The 16851-nt window shown below is 61.6% G+C and carries 12 protein-coding genes; 9 read left to right on the plus strand and 3 right to left on the minus strand.

Annotated features, from left to right (window positions below):
* Positions 1 to 212: 212 nt before the first annotated feature.
* Together B5F90_RS02925 and B5F90_RS02930 are read left to right on the plus strand one after the other, a co-directional pair.
* A complete protein-coding gene (locus tag B5F90_RS02925; RefSeq protein WP_087361004.1) occupies positions 213 to 2183 on the plus strand; it encodes an LTA synthase family protein in 1971 nt (656 codons plus the stop codon).
* Positions 2176 to 3564 (plus strand): GNAT family N-acetyltransferase, encoded by a 1389-nt coding sequence (locus B5F90_RS02930; protein ID WP_087361006.1) that lies wholly within the window; start codon positions 2176 to 2178, stop codon positions 3562 to 3564. Before B5F90_RS02925 ends, B5F90_RS02930 begins: the two co-directional genes overlap by 8 nt.
* A gap of 194 nt (positions 3565 to 3758) precedes the next feature.
* Here the strand turns inward: B5F90_RS02930 and terL are convergent, their stop codons facing one another.
* Complete coding sequence (gene terL / locus B5F90_RS02935) at positions 3759 to 5186, minus strand: phage terminase large subunit (RefSeq protein WP_087361008.1); 1428 nt, start codon at positions 5184 to 5186, stop codon at positions 3759 to 3761.
* Between the two features lie 293 nt (positions 5187 to 5479).
* Positions 5480 to 5767 (minus strand): hypothetical protein, encoded by a 288-nt coding sequence (locus B5F90_RS02940; RefSeq protein ID WP_087361010.1) that lies wholly within the window; start codon positions 5765 to 5767, stop codon positions 5480 to 5482.
* A gap of 151 nt (positions 5768 to 5918) precedes the next feature.
* Here B5F90_RS02940 and B5F90_RS02945 point away from each other — a divergent pair, with 151 nt between their 5' ends.
* From B5F90_RS02945 to B5F90_RS02975, 5 genes are all read left to right on the plus strand, one after another.
* Positions 5919 to 6590 carry a S24 family peptidase gene (locus B5F90_RS02945; RefSeq protein ID WP_087361012.1) on the plus strand — a complete coding sequence of 224 codons (672 nt, stop codon included), beginning with the start codon at positions 5919 to 5921 and terminating at the stop codon, positions 6588 to 6590.
* A gap of 338 nt (positions 6591 to 6928) precedes the next feature.
* A complete protein-coding gene (locus tag B5F90_RS02955; RefSeq protein WP_143256086.1) occupies positions 6929 to 8692 on the plus strand; it encodes a phosphodiester glycosidase family protein in 1764 nt (587 codons plus the stop codon).
* Between the two features lie 226 nt (positions 8693 to 8918).
* A complete protein-coding gene (locus B5F90_RS02960) occupies positions 8919 to 10766 on the plus strand; it encodes a 2-oxoacid:acceptor oxidoreductase subunit alpha (protein WP_087361018.1) in 1848 nt (615 codons plus the stop codon).
* Between the two features lie 4 nt (positions 10767 to 10770).
* Positions 10771 to 11802: a 2-oxoacid:ferredoxin oxidoreductase subunit beta gene (locus tag B5F90_RS02965; protein ID WP_087361020.1), complete on the plus strand. Its 1032-nt coding sequence runs from the start codon at positions 10771 to 10773 to the stop codon at positions 11800 to 11802.
* Between the two features lie 456 nt (positions 11803 to 12258).
* On the plus strand, positions 12259 to 13494 hold the full coding sequence (locus B5F90_RS02975) for an MFS transporter (protein WP_087361023.1): 1236 nt from the start codon (positions 12259 to 12261) through the stop codon (positions 13492 to 13494).
* A 273-nt stretch (positions 13495 to 13767) separates the two neighbouring features.
* Here B5F90_RS02975 and B5F90_RS02980 read toward each other — a convergent pair whose 3' ends face one another.
* The gene (locus B5F90_RS02980) at positions 13768 to 14745 is read right to left on the minus strand and encodes a hypothetical protein (RefSeq protein ID WP_087361025.1); all 978 of its coding nucleotides are present in this window, start codon (positions 14743 to 14745) and stop codon (positions 13768 to 13770) included.
* Positions 14746 to 14933: 188 nt separating this feature from the next.
* Between B5F90_RS02980 and B5F90_RS02985 the strand changes: the two genes are divergently transcribed.
* Positions 14934 to 15656, plus strand: coding sequence for an MBL fold metallo-hydrolase (locus B5F90_RS02985; protein WP_087361027.1), 723 nt, complete (start codon positions 14934 to 14936; stop codon positions 15654 to 15656).
* A 28-nt stretch (positions 15657 to 15684) separates the two neighbouring features.
* Entirely contained in the window at positions 15685 to 16812 is a 1128-nt protein-coding gene (locus B5F90_RS10775; RefSeq protein ID WP_143256087.1) for a hypothetical protein, read from the plus strand.
* Positions 16813 to 16851 lie beyond the last annotated feature (39 nt).

Below are 16851 nucleotides of genomic sequence, written 5' to 3' on the forward strand. Positions count from 1 at the left end.
TACCGAAAGCGGTCGAAAAGCCCGCTGCAAGCGGATGCTGCGCCTATTTTTCGGACAAAAGAGGCGGCTGCGGAGTTGCACCATCCGCCGAAACCATTAAATTTGCAGCCGGAAGCCGACCCGGGCCCGCTGCGGAAGGGAGCCCGGCCTGCTTCCCGCCCGAGGGGCGCCCGACGCCCGCCCGGGCAACCATACACCCAAATCCAACGCCCGTGAAACGACTGCTCCATACCCCGCTTTTCCTGCTTCTCTGGCGCATCGTGCTGCTCTATGTGGTGCTGATGCTCTGCCGCATGGTCTTCTACCTCTACAACTACGAACTGCTGGGCGCGCTCTCGTGGCACGAGGCGGGACAGCTCCTGCAGGGGGCGCTGAAGTTCGACACGGCCTCGATTGTCTACGCCGAGGGGCTCTTCATCCTCCTCTCGCTGCTGCCCCTTCCGCGCCGTCTGCGCGAGCGGGGCTGGTGGCGCAACCTGCGCTACGGCTACTACGTGGCGGTGGGTGCGCTGCTGGTGGTGGCGGTCAACATGGCCGACTGCGTCTACTTCCGCTACACGCAGAAGCGCTTCACGGCCGAGGAGCTCTTCTTCGCCGACAACGACAACTCGGCGCAGCTGGTTGTGAAGTTCCTGGGTGAGAACTGGTACCTGGCGCTCGTCGCCGCGGGCCTCATCGCCCTGCTTGCATGGGGCTACCGCCGCAAGGCGCGCGAGGAGAGCCTGCTGCGCGACGGCTGGAGCTACTATGCGGGCGGCACGCTGCTGCTGGCCCTCGGCGCGGCGCTCTCCATCGCCGGTATGCGCGGCGGCATGACCCGCATGACGCGTCCCATCACCCTCTCCAACGCCACGCTCTACACCCCCGACAGCGGCAAGGCCAACCTCATCCTGAGCAACCCCTTCTGCATCCTCCGCACGGCGGGCAGCAGCGCGAAGGTCTCCTACCGCAAGTACTACGCCGCGGAGGAGCTCGACAGCCTCTTCACACCGCTCCACATGCCCGCCGACTCGGCGGCCGTCGACCTCTCGGGACGCAACGTGGTGCTCTTCGTCATGGAGAGCATGTCGGCCGAGCACTCGGCCCACCTCATGCCCGAGCTCTACGCCGGCCGTGCGGAGCAGGGCTTCACCCCCTTCCTCGATTCGCTCATGCGCGAGGGGTTGTGCTTCGAGCGCTTCTATGCCAACGGCACCCGCTCCATCCAGGCGCTCCCCTCGGTGCTGGGAAGCATTCCCTCGTTCAAGACCCCCTTCGTGCTGATGCCCCAGGCGCTGGGCCGCAGCCGCCAGCTGCCCGCCATGCTCTCCGACCGGGGCTACGAGACGCTCTTCTTCTGCGGCTCGGAGCACGGTTCGATGGGCTTCGGGGCCTACGCCCGCTCGGCCGGCGTCGAGCGGCTCGTCAGCCGCGAGGATTACGAGGCGGCCCACGGCAAGGGGGATTTCGACGGATACTGGGGCATCTGGGACGAGCCCTTCCTGCGCTTCACGGGCGAGGAGCTGGGCCGCACGCGCGAGCCCTTCTTCGCCACGCTCTTCACCCTCTCGTCGCACCACCCCTTCGTCGTGCCCGAAGAGTACGCCGACTCGCTTCCCGAGGGCTACACCCGCATCCACAAGGGGGTTGCCTACGACGACATGGCCTTCCGCCGCTTCTTCGAACGCTACAAGGACGAGGAGTGGTTCCGCCGCACGATTTTCGTCTTCACGGCCGACCACGTCTCCTCCGAGAAGTTCGCCGAGGAGAGCCTCGCCTTCCCCGGCAACATGCGCATCATGGGCTTCATCTACACGCCCGACGGCGCGCTGCGCGGCACCATCCGCGAGGTTGCGCAGCAGCTCGACCTCATGCCGACACTGCTCGGGCTGCTGGGCAACCGCGAGCCCTACTTCGCCTTCGGCCGCGACGTGCTCAACGAGCCGGAGCGTCCCCGCTGGTCGGTCTCCTACGGTGGAGGCAACTTCCGTGCAGTGACGGGCGACGCCACACTGCTCTTCGACGAGGAGCAGGCCACGGTCGAGCCCCGCACCGACAGCGGCTGCATCCCTTCGGCCGGCGACACGCCCGACGCCGCCGCGCTGCTGCCGCAGCTCAAGGCGCTCATTCAACAATACTACACCCGCATCGAACGCAAGGACTACACGGTCGGCGGGGACAACACGCTTCATACCGATGATTGAATTTCAACCCGTCCGGCTCGAAGACCGGGCAACCATCGAACGCTTCACGATGTCGTCCGACATCACCAACTGCGACCTCTCGTTCTCGAACATGTACTGCTGGCAGGAGGTCTACCACAGCGCATGGGCCGTGGTGGACGGCTTTCTGGTGATTCGCTTCCAGATTGACGGCGGCGAGCGGCTGGGCTACATGCAGCCCGTCGGCGAGGGCGACTGCGCCCGCATCATCCCCGCGCTGCGCGAGGATGCTCATGCCCACGGGCAGCGGCTGCGCATCGTCGGGCTCACGGACCAGGGGCGCGACATGATTCGCAACATGCACATCGGGCAGTTCGCCTTCGAGTCGGACCGTGCACTGGAGGACTACGTCTATGCGGCCGACGACCTGCGCAACCTGCCGGGGCGCCGCTACCAGCCCAAACGCAACCACATCAACCGTTTCACGGCCGAATACCCCGACTACCGCTACGAGGAGCTCACGCCCGACCGGTTCCAGGCCTGCATGGAGCTCGAACGCGAGTGGCGGCAGGTGCACGAGGGACACACCTCGGAGCTCTGCGCCGAGCAGCGGGCCATGCAGCGGGGATTCGCCCACTTCGCCGAGCTGGGCATGACGGGCGGCTGCATCTATGTGGGCGACCGCATGGTGGCCTTCACCTACGGCTCGGCCGTGAACGACCACACGTTCGACACCCATGTCGAGAAGGCCGACACGGAGTACGACGGCGCCTTCACCATCATCAACTGCCTCTTCGCCCGCCACCTGCCCGAGCGCTTCACGCTCATCAACCGCGAGGAGGACCTCGGCATCGAGGGGCTGCGCCGCGCCAAGCTCTCGTACCACCCCGTCGTCATCCAGCACAAGTATCTGGCCATCCACCTCCACCCCGACGAACTGGAGTGCAAGCGTCTCTGGACAACCTGCTTCGGCGACGAGGAGCAGTTCGTGGACTCGTTCCTCATCCGCTACTACAGCCGCCGGCGCATGCTCTGCATCGAGCGCGACGGAGGCATGGCGGCGATGCTCCACCTGCTCCCCTTTGAGAGCGAGCTGGGGCGCACGACCTACATCTACGGCGTGGCCACCGCCCCCGAACACCGGGGCGAGGGGCTTGCGACGGAGCTCATGCGCGAAGCGATGCGGCTCATCGAGGAGCGCGGCGACGATGCCGCCCTGCTCATCCCCTCGCCGGGCGAGGAGTGGCTCCGCGACTTCTACGGCCGCTTCGGCTTCGAGGGGCGCACCCCGGTGGAGTTCGTCACGAAGGACGGCTTCGACTTCGGCACGGGCAATGCGGCCGACGACCTGGCGATGTTCTGGCAGCGCCGCCCGGAGCAGCAGCGCCCCGAACGGCTCCGCTGCCTCTGGAACGGGAAGTGACGCATCCGCATGCAAAAAGCGAGGGGGTCCGGCCATAGAGGTCGGGCCTCCTCGCTTCTGTGGGGCGGCAAGCGGAACGGGACGGAACGGCTGCAGCCTGCCGGTGCCTGTGCACGGGGTGCGACAGAAGACGGCCGCCGGGATGACGAACAGCCCCCGCGGAGCGGAGGACCGGAACGCCGGGGAACGCAGCGCTACACGATTTTCACATAGCGCAGCCGCCCGCTGCGACCGGTTGCCTCGCGCTCGACGAGTCCCGTCACCACGTCGGCGGCATCGTGCCAGCGGTTGGCGCGGAACTTCCGCCGGTAGGTCGTCAGGTGGGCGTAGAGCTCGGGCCAGCGCAGCGACCAGCCCCGCGGGAAGCGCACCAGATGGAGCACCGTGGCCGAATTGGAGAGGATGCGCGCCTCCTTGTTGGCGCTCTGGTGGAACCACTCGACGCGCACGCCCGGCACCCGCGCCTGCACGGCCCGGGCAAAGCCCCGGCCGCCGTTGTTGCTCTCGACGGCCGCCTCGCGCGTGTCGGAGCGGAGCAGCATCTCGGCCACAAGCTGCTCGGTCACCTCCATCGGCTCGCGTGTATAGACCGCATCGGTGACGTAAATCAGCCCGTCGACATCGACCACATAGGAGAGCGAGCAGAGGTAGTCGTCGCCCGTGTCGGCCGTGTCGGTGTAGTTGCCCCGGCGGACCACATCGCGCGGCAGCACGTCGTATTCGGCGAAGTTTCCGCCGTAGAGCAGCCCCTCGCGCGCCGAGGGGTGGCCCTGGTACATGCACTCGAACTGCACGGGGTCGAGCCGCCGCTTGGCCTCGAGCAGCGCAACGTCGTGCTGTCCGGGCCAGAGCGCCTCGCCCGGACGCCGCGGGTCGAGTTCGGTGGGCGGCGACGACTTGAGCGCCTCGAAATTGAGGTGGAGCCACCCCTCCGGGGCCGTTCCGAAGGCCGGCGCCCCCTCCGAGCCGAGCTGCTCCCAACGCTCGAGCGGCACGACCGGCTCACGGCGCATGAGCGAGCCGATGAGGTCCTCCTCGTGCCAGCGGGTGAAGACAACCAGCTCGCGCGAGGCGTTGTGCATGCGGGTGCGGACCACCGAGGTGTACCACTCCCAGCAGTTGGCGCGGATGAGGGGCGAGTTGGCCTCGATGGCATCCTTGTAGAGGTCGTCGAGGATGAAGCAGTCGACGCGGTTGCCCGTGAGCGAACCCTCGCGCCCGACCGAGAGCAGGCCGCCGCGGCGGCCGATGATTTCCACCTCGTCGGCCGTGCGGATGTAGCTCGGAGGGCGCGTGCCGCGCTTGATAGTCGTCTCGGGGAAGAGGGCGGCATACTCCGACGATTCGAGGATGCGCTGCACGCGGCGGTTGAACTTCGAGGCCAGCGAGCCGGAATAGGAGGCGATGGCCACCCGCAGGTCGGGGTCGAGCCCCAGCAGGTAGGCCGGCAGGAGCGTCGTGGCGCCGACGCTCTTGCCGTGCTGCGGAGGCATGGTGACAATCAGTCGCGGGATGCGCCCGCGGGCAAAGGCCTCGAGCACGCGGTAGTAGACCCGGTGGAAGGGCTGCAGCTCGAGAAAGGGGTAGACCTCGAGCGCAAAGTCGGTAAAGGACAAGGACATGATGTGTAGGGATTTGTGAGAAAGAGAACCGCCCGTTCGGGGCACTCCCTCCGGAGGCATCTGCGACGGACGGGGTGTCCGGACACAGACGCCGCTACGGGGAGGGGCCCCGCGGTCGGGGTTGGTACAAAAACACCGCTGCACAAGCAACGGTGTCGGGCGGGAATCCGGGTGTGCGGCGCCACGGCGGGAGATTCCCTGAGCTGAAACGTTCCGGAGGGCGGCGCCGCGCCGCAGGTGGGATGGATTCCGGAACGTGGGAGAGGCCAGCGCCTCAGAGGCGCCGCCGTGCATCAGAGCAGGTAGCGCGTCATCTCGGCAAAGGAGAAGTCGTTCAGACACTCCCCCTCGTCGCCGACGGTGTGGAACTCCCACCAGACGGGTACCAGGTCGGAAATCGGCTCGGTACGCCCCTCGGGGGCTACCTCCCGGCGGCGGTAGACAATCACCGACGCCACCAGACGGCACTCCATTCCGTCGAAAGGAAATTCGAGCGAACCCGAGTAGTAGGCTTCCCCGTCGAGCGCGTCGCAGAGGCGCGCAGCCGTCTCCCGGTAAAGTTCAGGCGATACGGTATACATTTTTTATAAATGGATAATGTGGTTTTTCGGTGCGGAGTTTGCATCACCGAAATAAATTGTTTAACTTTGCAGAGGCAAAGATAGTTCAATAATTGAATATTGATACTCAAAAATACAATTTTTTATTATAATTTTTTCCAATCGCAGAGCCATGAACGAGCGCATAAAAATGATACGAAAGGCGTTGAACATGACACAAGAACAACTGGCACAACGACTTGGCATCGGAAAGGCAGCCCTCTCGATGATTGAAACCGGAAAGACGCGTCTTTCGTCGCGAAACCGGAACATCCTGGTTCAGGAGCTGAACGTCAACCCCGAATGGCTCGAGACGGGCAAAGGCGAGATGTTCAACGCCGAGCCCGACCTGACGGCCTACATGCGCCGCACCGACTCGTCGCTGCCGCTGCAGAGCGTGCCGCTCTACTCGATTGAGGGGACGGCCGGGCTGGTGCCGCTCTTTACCGAGCACGTGCAGGCCAAGCCCGTGAACTACATCCACATCCCCAACCTGCCGAAGTGCGACGGCGCCATCTACGTGGTGGGCGACTCGATGTATCCGCTGCTCAAGAGCGGCGACATCGTGCTCTACAAGCAGCTGCACGACATCAACGATATCTTCTGGGGCGACATGTACCTGCTCTCGATTGACATCGACGGCGAGGAGTACATCACCGTCAAGTACATCCAGAAGTCGGAGCGCGAGGGATATGTCAAGCTGGTGAGCCAGAACCCCCACCACGCCGACAAGGAGGTGCGCATCGACCGCATCCGCGCCATTGCGCTGGTCAAGGCGAGCATCCGCATGAACTCCATCCGCTGACGGCAGGAGCCGTTCAGCAATCGGAGCTCCAAGGCAGTGCCCCACCCATACCGACAAAACAGAAGGCCCCCGGCCGTCGGCATTGTCCGACAGCCGGGGGCATGCCGTTCGACGGGCAACAGGCTCATGATGAGAGGAGCTGAACATCGAAAAGACGGGAAAGACGAAAAATATCCAAAACCACTTATTTTTCATCCTCCTTTGCAGTAATTATAGACCCTAATAATAATCTTTGCACCGATGTTCCGGACTGAGGGCCGACACCATGCTGCCCCGCGGAGTAGCATCAACCCCAAACATAATACATACCAGAAATTTTACACAAAAAAGGATTCGTCATGAAACACCGACTCCACTTGACCCTTGTGCTCCTGCTGTTCGTGCAAGGCCTTGCCCTTCTGCACGGCTGCAGCAACTCCGAGAGCGAAGTCCCTGGTCCTGGCGCCACCGGAAGCACCGCCGCGCAGGTGCTCAACCTTACACCCGACTTCATCACCCTTGAGGGTGTTGACAAAGATACCCACTATAAGGCAGGCTCCACCCTGACGCTGACGCTCACCCCCGGCGAAACGCTCGCCTCCGGCTTCAGCGCCACCCACATGGAGCATATCCACATCCACGTGAACGATGCCGTCTACATCCCGACATTCCCCGCAACGGGCGATGAGAACGTACAGTCGCTTACGGTCGACATCACGGTGCCCGATTCTGACTTCGAAGTAGTGGCATGCTACAGCGTCCAGCAGCAGATGGTCGACGGCGGCCACACGATGTTCCTCGAGGAGAATCCGAGCGTGAAGCTCTACGGTGTAAGCCCAGACCGCTCGTACCGCTACTTCGACTGCTACCTGCTGACGACAGACGCCTACACCATCACCGGCATCGAATTCCGCATCGGCAACGGCGAGTGGCAGCCGCTCGCCGAAACGACCGGCTGTTCGTTCACCCGCTCGGCCCTTGTCGCAAATGTCTACCAGGTGACCGTACGTCCCGACTACGCCGACGTGACGGGCGATGTCACGCTTCGCGTCAGCGGCGAGCAGCATGCCCGCCACACCATCACCTGGCAACATGCCGAGGAGAGCTACCTCGACCTCGAAAAGTCGACCCTCCCCGCGGAGTCGATTGACGGCGAGCAGGTGACCGCCGAACTGTGGGTCAAGCCGGACTACTACCTCGCATCGGCCGCCATCTCGGCCCAGGGCGTCGAACCGGAGCTCATCGAGCGGGTCTACGTCCGTTTCAAGATGCCGGCCGAGGATGTGACCGTAACGCTGAACTTCGAGGAGAAGATTCCGGTCGCCTACACTCCCAGCGACCACATTACGGAGGCAACCTTCTACGATGCCGACGACATCTACTACGGCGTGCCGACCGACAAGGGCATTCCGGGCGAGAAGGTCTACCTCTTCGCCTCGGCCGAGGAGGGCTACAAGCCGATGCGGGCCCGCATCGCTTCGGGCGAGACCTTCACCTTCAAACACTACGCCTATGAGATGTACCGCGCCGCGATTCTGATTTCTGAAAGCGCCGCCGAACTCGCCGCATCGGTCGAGGTGGCCCAAGCGTACACCGTATCGACCAAGAACGACATCTCGTTCGACGATGGCACGCTCTACGCCGAGGGTGAGACGGTCTCGATGGCCATCTACGTTCCCGACGGAGAGCGCATCACCTCGGTCAAGGCGACCGACGCCGAGGGGCACGACCTGCCCGTGACGCTCAATCTGCCGTATGCAAGTTTCGTCATGCCGGCTTCGGACGTAAGCGTGGAGGTCACCTACGAGCAGATAGGCACCGGTTCGACCGTCTCGGTGATTGCCTACTACGATGCAGACACCTACGACGTATACAGTTCGACCAACTACGACTGGGACTTTGCCGAGGGCTTCACGATGGAGCGCGGCGCAACCTTCTACCTCTCGGTCTCCGACTACGAGGGTTCGAACTTCTACGTAGGGGTTAAAATCGGTGATACGGTGACCGTCTATCCGGCCGACTTCGACGACATGATGGGCGGATATTCGTTCGGCAAGGCGCTGGTGGCTGACGGCGATGTGGTCATCAAGGTTGGCGCCACGGAGGACCAGGTCGCCTTCTAAGGCACGAACGTCCCCGATGAGAAGGTCCCGCGAAAGGGGCCGCTCAGGACCTTTCTTCGTCAAAATACGGCTCCGGCCGGGTTTTCAGACCCGGCCGGAGCTCTTTTTTAGGGGTCGGAGTTACGGGTTGTCAATTTTTTTCATGGTTTGTGAATAATCTAACAATAAATTTATATATTTGTATTACAGTTTACAAAACCAAACCTAAAACCAACACCACTCAAACATGGACAGAACCAATGTGCGCGAGTTGCAGGATGTCGTCATTCGCTTTTCGGGCGATTCGGGCGACGGCATGCAGCTCACAGGCACGCTTTTCTCCGACACATCGGCGCTGTTGGGCAACGGCATCTCGACGTTCCCGGACTATCCCGCCGAAATCCGCGCCCCGCAGGGAACCGTGGCAGGCGTATCGGGTTTCCAGGTGCACTTCGCCAACCGCCCCGGACTCAACCCCGGCGACTACTGCGACGTCCTGGTCGCCATGAACCCCGCGGCGCTCAAGGCCAACCGCAAATGGCTCAAGAGAGGGGCTACGGTCATCATCGACGGAGACTCCATCACCGAGGAACATCTCAAGAAGGCCGGCTTCGCAACGCTCGACCCGCTGGCCGAACTCAAGCTCGACGAATACAACGTCGTGATTCCCGACATCACCACCATGACGCGTGAGGCGCTCAAGGATTCGGGACTCGACAACAAGGCCATCGTCAAGTGCAAGAACATGTTTGCACTGGGCATCTGCTTCTATCTGTTCAACCGCCCCGAGGACTACGCCAAGCGTTACCTCGACACGAAGTTCGCCAAGAAGAACCCCGCCATAGCCGAGGCCAACAAGCGGGCCATGGATGCCGGGTACAACTTCGCCGCCAACACCCATCAGTTCGCCAATACCTACAACGTGCCCCCCGCCCATCTGGAGAAGGGCACCTACCGCACCATCTCAGGCAACGTCGCCACGGCATGGGGCCTCTGCGCCGCCGCCGAGAAGGCAGGGCTGCCGCTCTTCTGCGGCTCCTACCCCATCACCCCCGCAACGGTGATTCTCGAGGAGCTGGCCAAGCGCAAGGACCTCGGCGTGAAGACCGTGCAGGCCGAGGATGAAATCGCCGGCATCTGCACCGCCATCGGCGCCGCCTTCGCCGGCAACTTCGCCGTCACGACCACGTCGGGTCCGGGCCTTTCGCTCAAGAGCGAGGCGCTGGGTCTGGCCGTGATGACCGAGCTCCCGCTGGTGGTTGTCGACGTACAGCGCGGCGGCCCCTCGACGGGTCTGCCGACCAAGACCGAGCAGAGCGACCTGGTGCAGGCACTCTACGGCCGCAACGGCGAGTGCCCCGTAGTGGTCATGGCCGCATCGACGCCGAGCGACTGCTTCCACTTCGCCTTCGAGGCCGGCCGCATCGCCATGGAGCACATGACGCCCGTCATCCTGCTCACCGACGGCTTCATCGCCAACGGTTCGGAGCCGTGGCGCATCCCCTCGATGAAGGACTACCCGACCATCGTTCCGCCCATCGTCGACAAGGCGCCCGAGGGTGGCTTCATGCCCTACGTGCGCAACGAGAAGCTGGCTCGCGGCTGGGCATTCCCCGGCAAGGTGGGTCTGGAGCACCGTGTCGGCGGTCTGGAGAAGGACAGTGTGAAGGGCTCCATCTCGCATGACCCGGCCAACCACCAGAAGATGGTCAACACGCGCGCCGCGAAGGTGGCCAAGGTGGTCGAGGATATTCCCGACCAGACGGTGCTCGGTCCCCAGGAGGGCGAGCTGCTCGTCGTAGGCTGGGGCGGTACGCGCGGCAACCTGCAGAGCGCCGTCATGCAGCTCCAGGAGGAGGGCAAGAGTGTCTCGCTCTGCCACTTCAACTACATCAACCCGCTGCCGCGGAACGTTCGCGAAATCTTCGCCCGTTTCAAGCGCATCGTCGTCTGCGAGCTCAACGAAGGTCAGTTCGCCGGCTACCTGCGCCAGCATTTCCAGGAGTTCCACTACGACCAGTACAACAAGTGCGAGGGTCTTCCCTTCACGGTCGTCGAGCTCAAAGAGAAGTTCTACACCTTATTAGCAGAGTAAAGCCATGGCAGACTACAAATACACTCCCGCCGACTTCAAGAGCGACCAGGAGGTACGCTGGTGCCCGGGTTGCGGCGACCACGCCATCCTGAACGCCGTGCAGCGCGCACTGCCCGAGATTGCAGATGCGACCGACACGCCCCACAACCTCTTCACCTTCGTCTCGGGCATCGGCTGCTCGTCGCGCTTCATCTACTACATGAAGACCTTCGGGTTCCACTCGATTCACGGACGCGCCAACGCCGTGGCTACGGGCGTCAAGGTGGCCAATCCGCGGCTGAACGTCTGGGTGACCACCGGTGACGGCGACTCGCTGGCCATCGGCGGCAACCACTTCATCCACGCCATCCGCCGCAACGTGGACCTCAACGTCATCCTCTTCAACAACGAAATCTACGGTCTGACCAAGGGTCAGTACTCCCCCACTTCGAAGCTGGGCAAAATCACCAAGACGTCGCCCTACGGCACCGTCGAGAAGCCCTTCAACCCCGGTGAGCTGGTTATCGGCGCCAAGGGAACCTTCTTCGCCCGTTCGATTGACATGGAGGTGCAGCTCTCGAAGGAGTGCATGGTCGCCGCCGCGAAGCACAAGGGCATGTCGGTCATCGAGGTGATGCAGAACTGCGTCATCTTCAACGACAAGACCCATGCCGACTTCGCCGCCGACAAGGCCACGCGCGCCGCACGCACCATCACGCTGCGCCATGGCGAGAAGATGCTCTTCGGTGCGAACCGCGAGAAGGGCCTCGTCTTCGAGAACATGAAGCTGAAGGTGGTGACCGTCGGCGAGGACGGCTACACGCTCGACGACGTGCTGACGCACGACGCCCACGAGCGCGACACGACGCTTCACGTGATGCTCGCCTCGATGAAGTATCCCGACTATCCGGTGGCGCTGGGCGTCATCCGCGAGGTGGAGGACGATGCGGTCTACGACCTTGCCGTCGAGCGCCAGGTCGAGGAGGTGAAGGCCAAGAGCAAGATTCACTGTGTGGACGACCTGCTGCACTCGGGCGCCACGTGGGAGATGGAGTAATCCCCGCAGGAAGGAAAAGACCTTCAAAGGCATTCTCACAGGGGGCGGAACTATCCGCCCCCTGTTTTGTTGCGGATTGTTGCGGACGGAGCGGGCGGCCGGGCCAAACAGACATGACCGGGCCGGACAGACAAGACAGGGACAAGGCCGGGCAGGACAGGCAGAACAGGCAGAACAGGCAGGACAGGCAGAACAAGGCCGGGCAGGACAGAATGGCCGGGCCGACAAACAGGAGGGGCCGCCGGCAGCGGAGAAAGAATGCACGCGACGAGGGTCGGCAGGCTGCCGACGACGAATAAGGGATGCTCACTCAGAGGGCGGCCGGGCAACCGGCAGAGCAAGTTCGGACGGGTCGGATGGAGCAGATTCGGCAAATTTTGCGTAATTTAGCGGCTGAATGGAGCCCGGCGCGGCAATCGGCCGGAACAATGACCGGGCACCCACGCGACGCTGAGCATGGAACAAAGCTGGAAAAAGACATTCGCCATCATCTGGAGCGGACAGTTTCTGTCGGTGCTCAGCAGTTCGATTGTCGGATATGCCGTGATTTTCTGGCTGAGCATCGAGACCCGCTCGGCCGAGGTGCTGGCGCTGGCCGCCATCTGCGGCATGCTGCCCCAGTCGGTTCTGGGCATCTTCGTCGGCCCCTACGTCGACCGCTGGAACCGCAAGCGGACGATGATTGCCTCCGACTCGTTCATCGCCTTCTGCACGCTGCTGCTGGCCCTGCTTTTCTGGCTGGGCGTGGCCCGCACGTGGCACATCTACCTGCTGCTGGCCTGCCGTTCGGCCGGCTCGGCCTTCCACAGGCCCGCCATGCAGGCCTCCATTCCGCTGCTGGCCCCCCGCTCGCAGCTCACCCGCATCGCCGGCATCAATCAGGTCATCAGCGCCGTGTCGGACATCGCCGGCCCGGCGCTCGGAGCGCTGCTCATCTCGCTCACGGGGATGGGCACCATCCTCATGCTCGACGTGGCCGGAGCGCTCTTCGCCTGCACGACGCTGCAGCTGGTCCGCATTCCCGAGCCCGAGCGTCCGAAACGGACGCCCGACCTGAGGCGTGAGTTCCGCGAAGGGTTTTCGGCCATCTTCGCCGTGCGGGGCATGGCGTGGTTCATCGGGCTGGCCATCGCCGTGCTCTTCTTCATCATGCCCGTCGGGGTGCTCTTCCCGCTCATGACGCTCGAACACTTCGGCGGCGGAACCTACGAAATGAGCCTCGTCGAGATTGTCTGGGGCGCCGGAGCACTGGCTGGAGGCGCCCTGATGGGGGTGCGCAACTACCACCGCAACCGGGCGCTGCTTATCAATGCAATGTACCTGGTCGTCGGCCTCTCGTTCCTCGGTTCGGGACTGCTCCCGGCATCGGGATTCGTCTGGTTCGCGCTCTTCACCGCGGCGGCGGGCATCACCTCGAGCGTCTTCAGCGCCGCCTTCATCGCCGTGGTCCAGCACCGGATTGCCGCCGAGGTGCTCGGCCGCGTCCTCTCGCTCTACTACGGATTCAGCCTGCTGCCGGCAGCGCTCGGACTGCTGGGCACCGGATTTCTGGCCGAACAGGTCGGACTGCGCCCCACCTTCATCATCTCGGGATGCATCATCTGCCTGCTCGGCATCGTCGCCTTCCTCATCCCCTCGGTCCGCCAGATTGACAGCAAAAGAGATGAGGAGCCGGCCGGGCAGAAGAGGTAAACGCCGCACTCATCCCGCCGCATTCGATGCAGGTCCGACAGGCCCTGCGATTCCTTCCCGGTCCTGCTCCGGCAACCGTTCAGCACCTTCTCCCCTTTCACGCCTCTGCTCTTCGCACCGCTCCTGCTCCCCCACCTGGCCGGGCCTCCAGACGGTTCAAGCCTCCCTTCCGACTCCACGGCGCAATCTCCGCGCGCCGGACGGCATAAAAAAACGGTGCGAAGCCTCAGCTCCGCACCGACGATGGATGCAGCACGACGTTCCGCGGAGGACTCAGTCGACCACCACGACGTAGCCGTTGTAGCGAATCGTATAAATCAGCGCATAGCTGCCCTGGAGCTCCCACTCCACCGAGACCTCGTTCGAAGGGAACTGTGCGGCGTCGTAGTCGCCGGCATCGGGCATGCGGCAGGTCTCCACGCCGTCGCTGATGATGTTGTAGCCGATGCACTCGCCCCCCTTGATTTCATACTCAAGGGCCAGCGAGGTGGTGTTGTTGAAGGTCACGAACGAGCGGCCCGAAGCCTCGCCCTCCAGCTCGCTGCCCTTGCCCTCCTCGGCAAAGTCGGAGTAGCAGAGCGTCCCCGCCTTGGGCTTCCAGCGGAAGGTGCCGCTCCAGTCGGAGGTATAGGCCTCCTGCTCGTAAATCTTCACGGCAGCCATCTCGATGACATAGCCGCCCGTCGCATCGGCATGGATGCGCGTCGAGCCGCCTTCGCAGGTGACCCGCTCGTCGGAGCCGGCCGTCATCTCGACCGGCGTATCGATGGAGACGGTCCAGAGGTTGTCGGCGTCGGTTGCGGCCAGCTGCCGGTCCCCCGTCATGACGATGTAGGAGCCTGTCCGGTTGTAGGCGTCGTAGCTCCCCTTGCTGCCGTTGTAGCGAATGCGGAAGCCCGAGGCAATCTTCTCGAGCTCGGTATTGTAGCCGAAGAGCAGGTTCTGCAGGTTGGCGCCGCTCACCTGAATCTTCTTCAGATACTCAACGTCGAACGGGTCTCCCGGCTCCTGCTCCTGCTCGACGGCAGCGGCCGCCTGCTTTTCGGCTTCGGCCAGCAGCATTGCCAGACGCAGGGCGGCGTCGGCAGACTGCATCGAGAGCACGTTCTGCGGATGAGCCGCATTGTAGATGGCGATACCGGGGCGCACGGGCTCCAGTTTCTTGAAGAGGTCGTTGCCTTCGCTCTTGAGGCATCCCGTGAGCGAGAGCGCTGCGGCCGCCGCGAGGGAGATAAGGTAGAATTTGCGCATGGTCTGTTCTGTTTGGTTTCCCGATAAACGGTGCACAGCGACCGATACTGCATCGCACGTCCGAAAAAAATCGGAGACCGCACCGACGTTTATCATCTGCAAAGATAGGAATTATTCGTTTTTTTCGTTAAATTGGACTCCGGAATCTCTAAATCCAGGATACAATGATTCGCAAAACCCTCTTGCTTATGTCGTTTTTTTCACTCTTCGGCTGCGGCGCATCGCACGCCCCCGTATTTCCGACGGATACCTTCACGGCCCGCGACGGTTCCCAATTTACAATGACCTTCATCAAACACGGCTCGCTGGCCATCGAGGTGGCGGGCAAGCACATCTACATCGACCCCGTCAGCGAATATGCCGACTACGCGACGCTGCCCAAGGCCGACCTCATTCTGGTGACCCACTCCCACTACGACCACTTCGACCGCACGGCCATCGAGGCGCTCGAGACCCCCGAAACGGATCTGCTCTGCGACAAGACGACGGCCGAGGCCTTCGACTTCGACTGCCACGTGATGATGCCGGGCGACACGGCACGTCCGCGCGACTACGTCACCATCGAGGCCGTAGCGGCCTACAACACCTCGGCCGACCGGCAGCAGTACCATCCGCGCGAGCGTCAGGATGTGGGCTACCTGCTCACCATCGGCGGCACGCGCATCTATGTCTCGGGCGACGGCGAGAACACCCCCGAGATGGAGGCGCTCCGCGACATCGACATCGCGCTGCTGGCCGTCAACCAGCCCTTCACGATGACCGTCGACCAGGCCGTCGAGGCGGTGAAGGCCATCCGTCCGAAGATTTTCTACCCATACCACTACGGCGAAGTGGACGAGAAGACCGACCTCGACCGGCTCACCCGCGAGTTGGAGGGTGTCACCGAGGTCCGCATCCGCCCGATGGAGTAACCAAACAGAATCATAAATGACTAGACCAATGAAAAATACTTACTTACGTATAGCTCTAGCAGCTTTCGCATCTATTTCTTTTATTACCGGTTGTACCTCTTCTAAACCAGAGACAAATGATATTTTCATGTGTGGAATTCAAACGGGGAACGACAATCTTAACCGTGCTTTTTATCGTATAAACGAAACACACTACGACTTGAATGGGAACAACAGATACTCATATGCAAATGATATTCAAGTAGTCGGGAACGATATCTATGTTGCAGGTTGCATCTGTCCGATAGGGTCGGAAAAGACCATAGCAGTATATTGGAAAAATGGGAAAATCGTCTATCTAACCGACGGCAAGTACAATGCTTCGGCGAAAAAGATACTCGTTGTGAATGACGATATTTATTGTATCGGGTATGAAGCAGACGGACCTCTGAGAAAAAAATATCGCAGTATAGCAAGTTTTAATTATGATATGGTACGTTATGACATTGCTAAATGCTGGAAAAATGGAACCTTACTATACAAATTAACAAAGGGCAATGACGGAGATGCCTCCGCAGAAGATATTGCTATAGACCGGCAGGGAAACTTGCACATAATCGGATATGATAAAAATCAATATATCCGACATACATGGTTCACGGTACACGATTGCGTAGCCCGATATTGGATAAACGGGAAGCAGTCCGAATTATACGATTCATGGGGTGCAGCATCAGCCATCAGCATAGATCAAAACAACTCCATATACATAGGAGGATGGATAGACCGGGATCGGGACTCCGACGGGACTGAGGCCGTGTATTGGGAAAACGGCTGGATGAAAAATCTTTCCAATAATTACAACAGCGACATTCAAGCTATATATTCAACCGGAACAGACTGCTATCTCGCCGGCTATACATCCGGCATCAGAAACAATACCCAAGCAGCTTTTTGGAAAAATGGAGAGTGCATACCCCTCACCGAAGAAGAGACGTCAAAAGATTCAATGGTCAAAGACATCCAAGTATTAAACGGTGATATATATTGTTCTGGGTACAACACGGGAAACATTGCAGGCTATTGGAAAAATGGTGAATTTGTCGCAATCGACGAAATACAAGGTAGCCTCAACGGTATAGCAATACGACCTAAAGAGGCAAGCAGCACAATGTAAACGAAACAGCAATCTTTTAAATCAAAATCAGCCTCATGT

The organism is Alistipes sp. An31A, assembly GCF_002159425.1.
GTDB lineage: Bacteria > Bacteroidota > Bacteroidia > Bacteroidales > Rikenellaceae > Alistipes > Alistipes excrementigallinarum.

What these genes read in the sequence shown, in the direction of transcription:
- B5F90_RS10775 (WP_143256087.1), top strand. Translation starts at nt 15,685, where the DNA reads ATGAAAAATACTTACTTACGTATAGCTCTAGCAGCTTTCGCATCTATT.
- B5F90_RS02960 (WP_087361018.1), top strand. Translation starts at nt 8,919, where the DNA reads ATGGACAGAACCAATGTGCGCGAGTTGCAGGATGTCGTCATTCGCTTT.
- B5F90_RS02965 (WP_087361020.1), top strand. Translation starts at nt 10,771, where the DNA reads ATGGCAGACTACAAATACACTCCCGCCGACTTCAAGAGCGACCAGGAG.
- B5F90_RS02930 (WP_087361006.1), top strand. Translation starts at nt 2,176, where the DNA reads ATGATTGAATTTCAACCCGTCCGGCTCGAAGACCGGGCAACCATCGAA.
- B5F90_RS02985 (WP_087361027.1), top strand. Translation starts at nt 14,934, where the DNA reads ATGTCGTTTTTTTCACTCTTCGGCTGCGGCGCATCGCACGCCCCCGTA.
- B5F90_RS02945 (WP_087361012.1), top strand. Translation starts at nt 5,919, where the DNA reads ATGAACGAGCGCATAAAAATGATACGAAAGGCGTTGAACATGACACAA.
- B5F90_RS02975 (WP_087361023.1), top strand. Translation starts at nt 12,259, where the DNA reads ATGGAACAAAGCTGGAAAAAGACATTCGCCATCATCTGGAGCGGACAG.
- B5F90_RS02980 (WP_087361025.1), bottom strand. Translation starts at nt 14,745, where the DNA reads ATGCGCAAATTCTACCTTATCTCCCTCGCGGCGGCCGCAGCGCTCTCG.
- B5F90_RS02940 (WP_087361010.1), bottom strand. Translation starts at nt 5,767, where the DNA reads ATGTATACCGTATCGCCTGAACTTTACCGGGAGACGGCTGCGCGCCTC.
- terL (WP_087361008.1), bottom strand. Translation starts at nt 5,186, where the DNA reads ATGTCCTTGTCCTTTACCGACTTTGCGCTCGAGGTCTACCCCTTTCTC.
- B5F90_RS02955 (WP_143256086.1), top strand. Translation starts at nt 6,929, where the DNA reads ATGAAACACCGACTCCACTTGACCCTTGTGCTCCTGCTGTTCGTGCAA.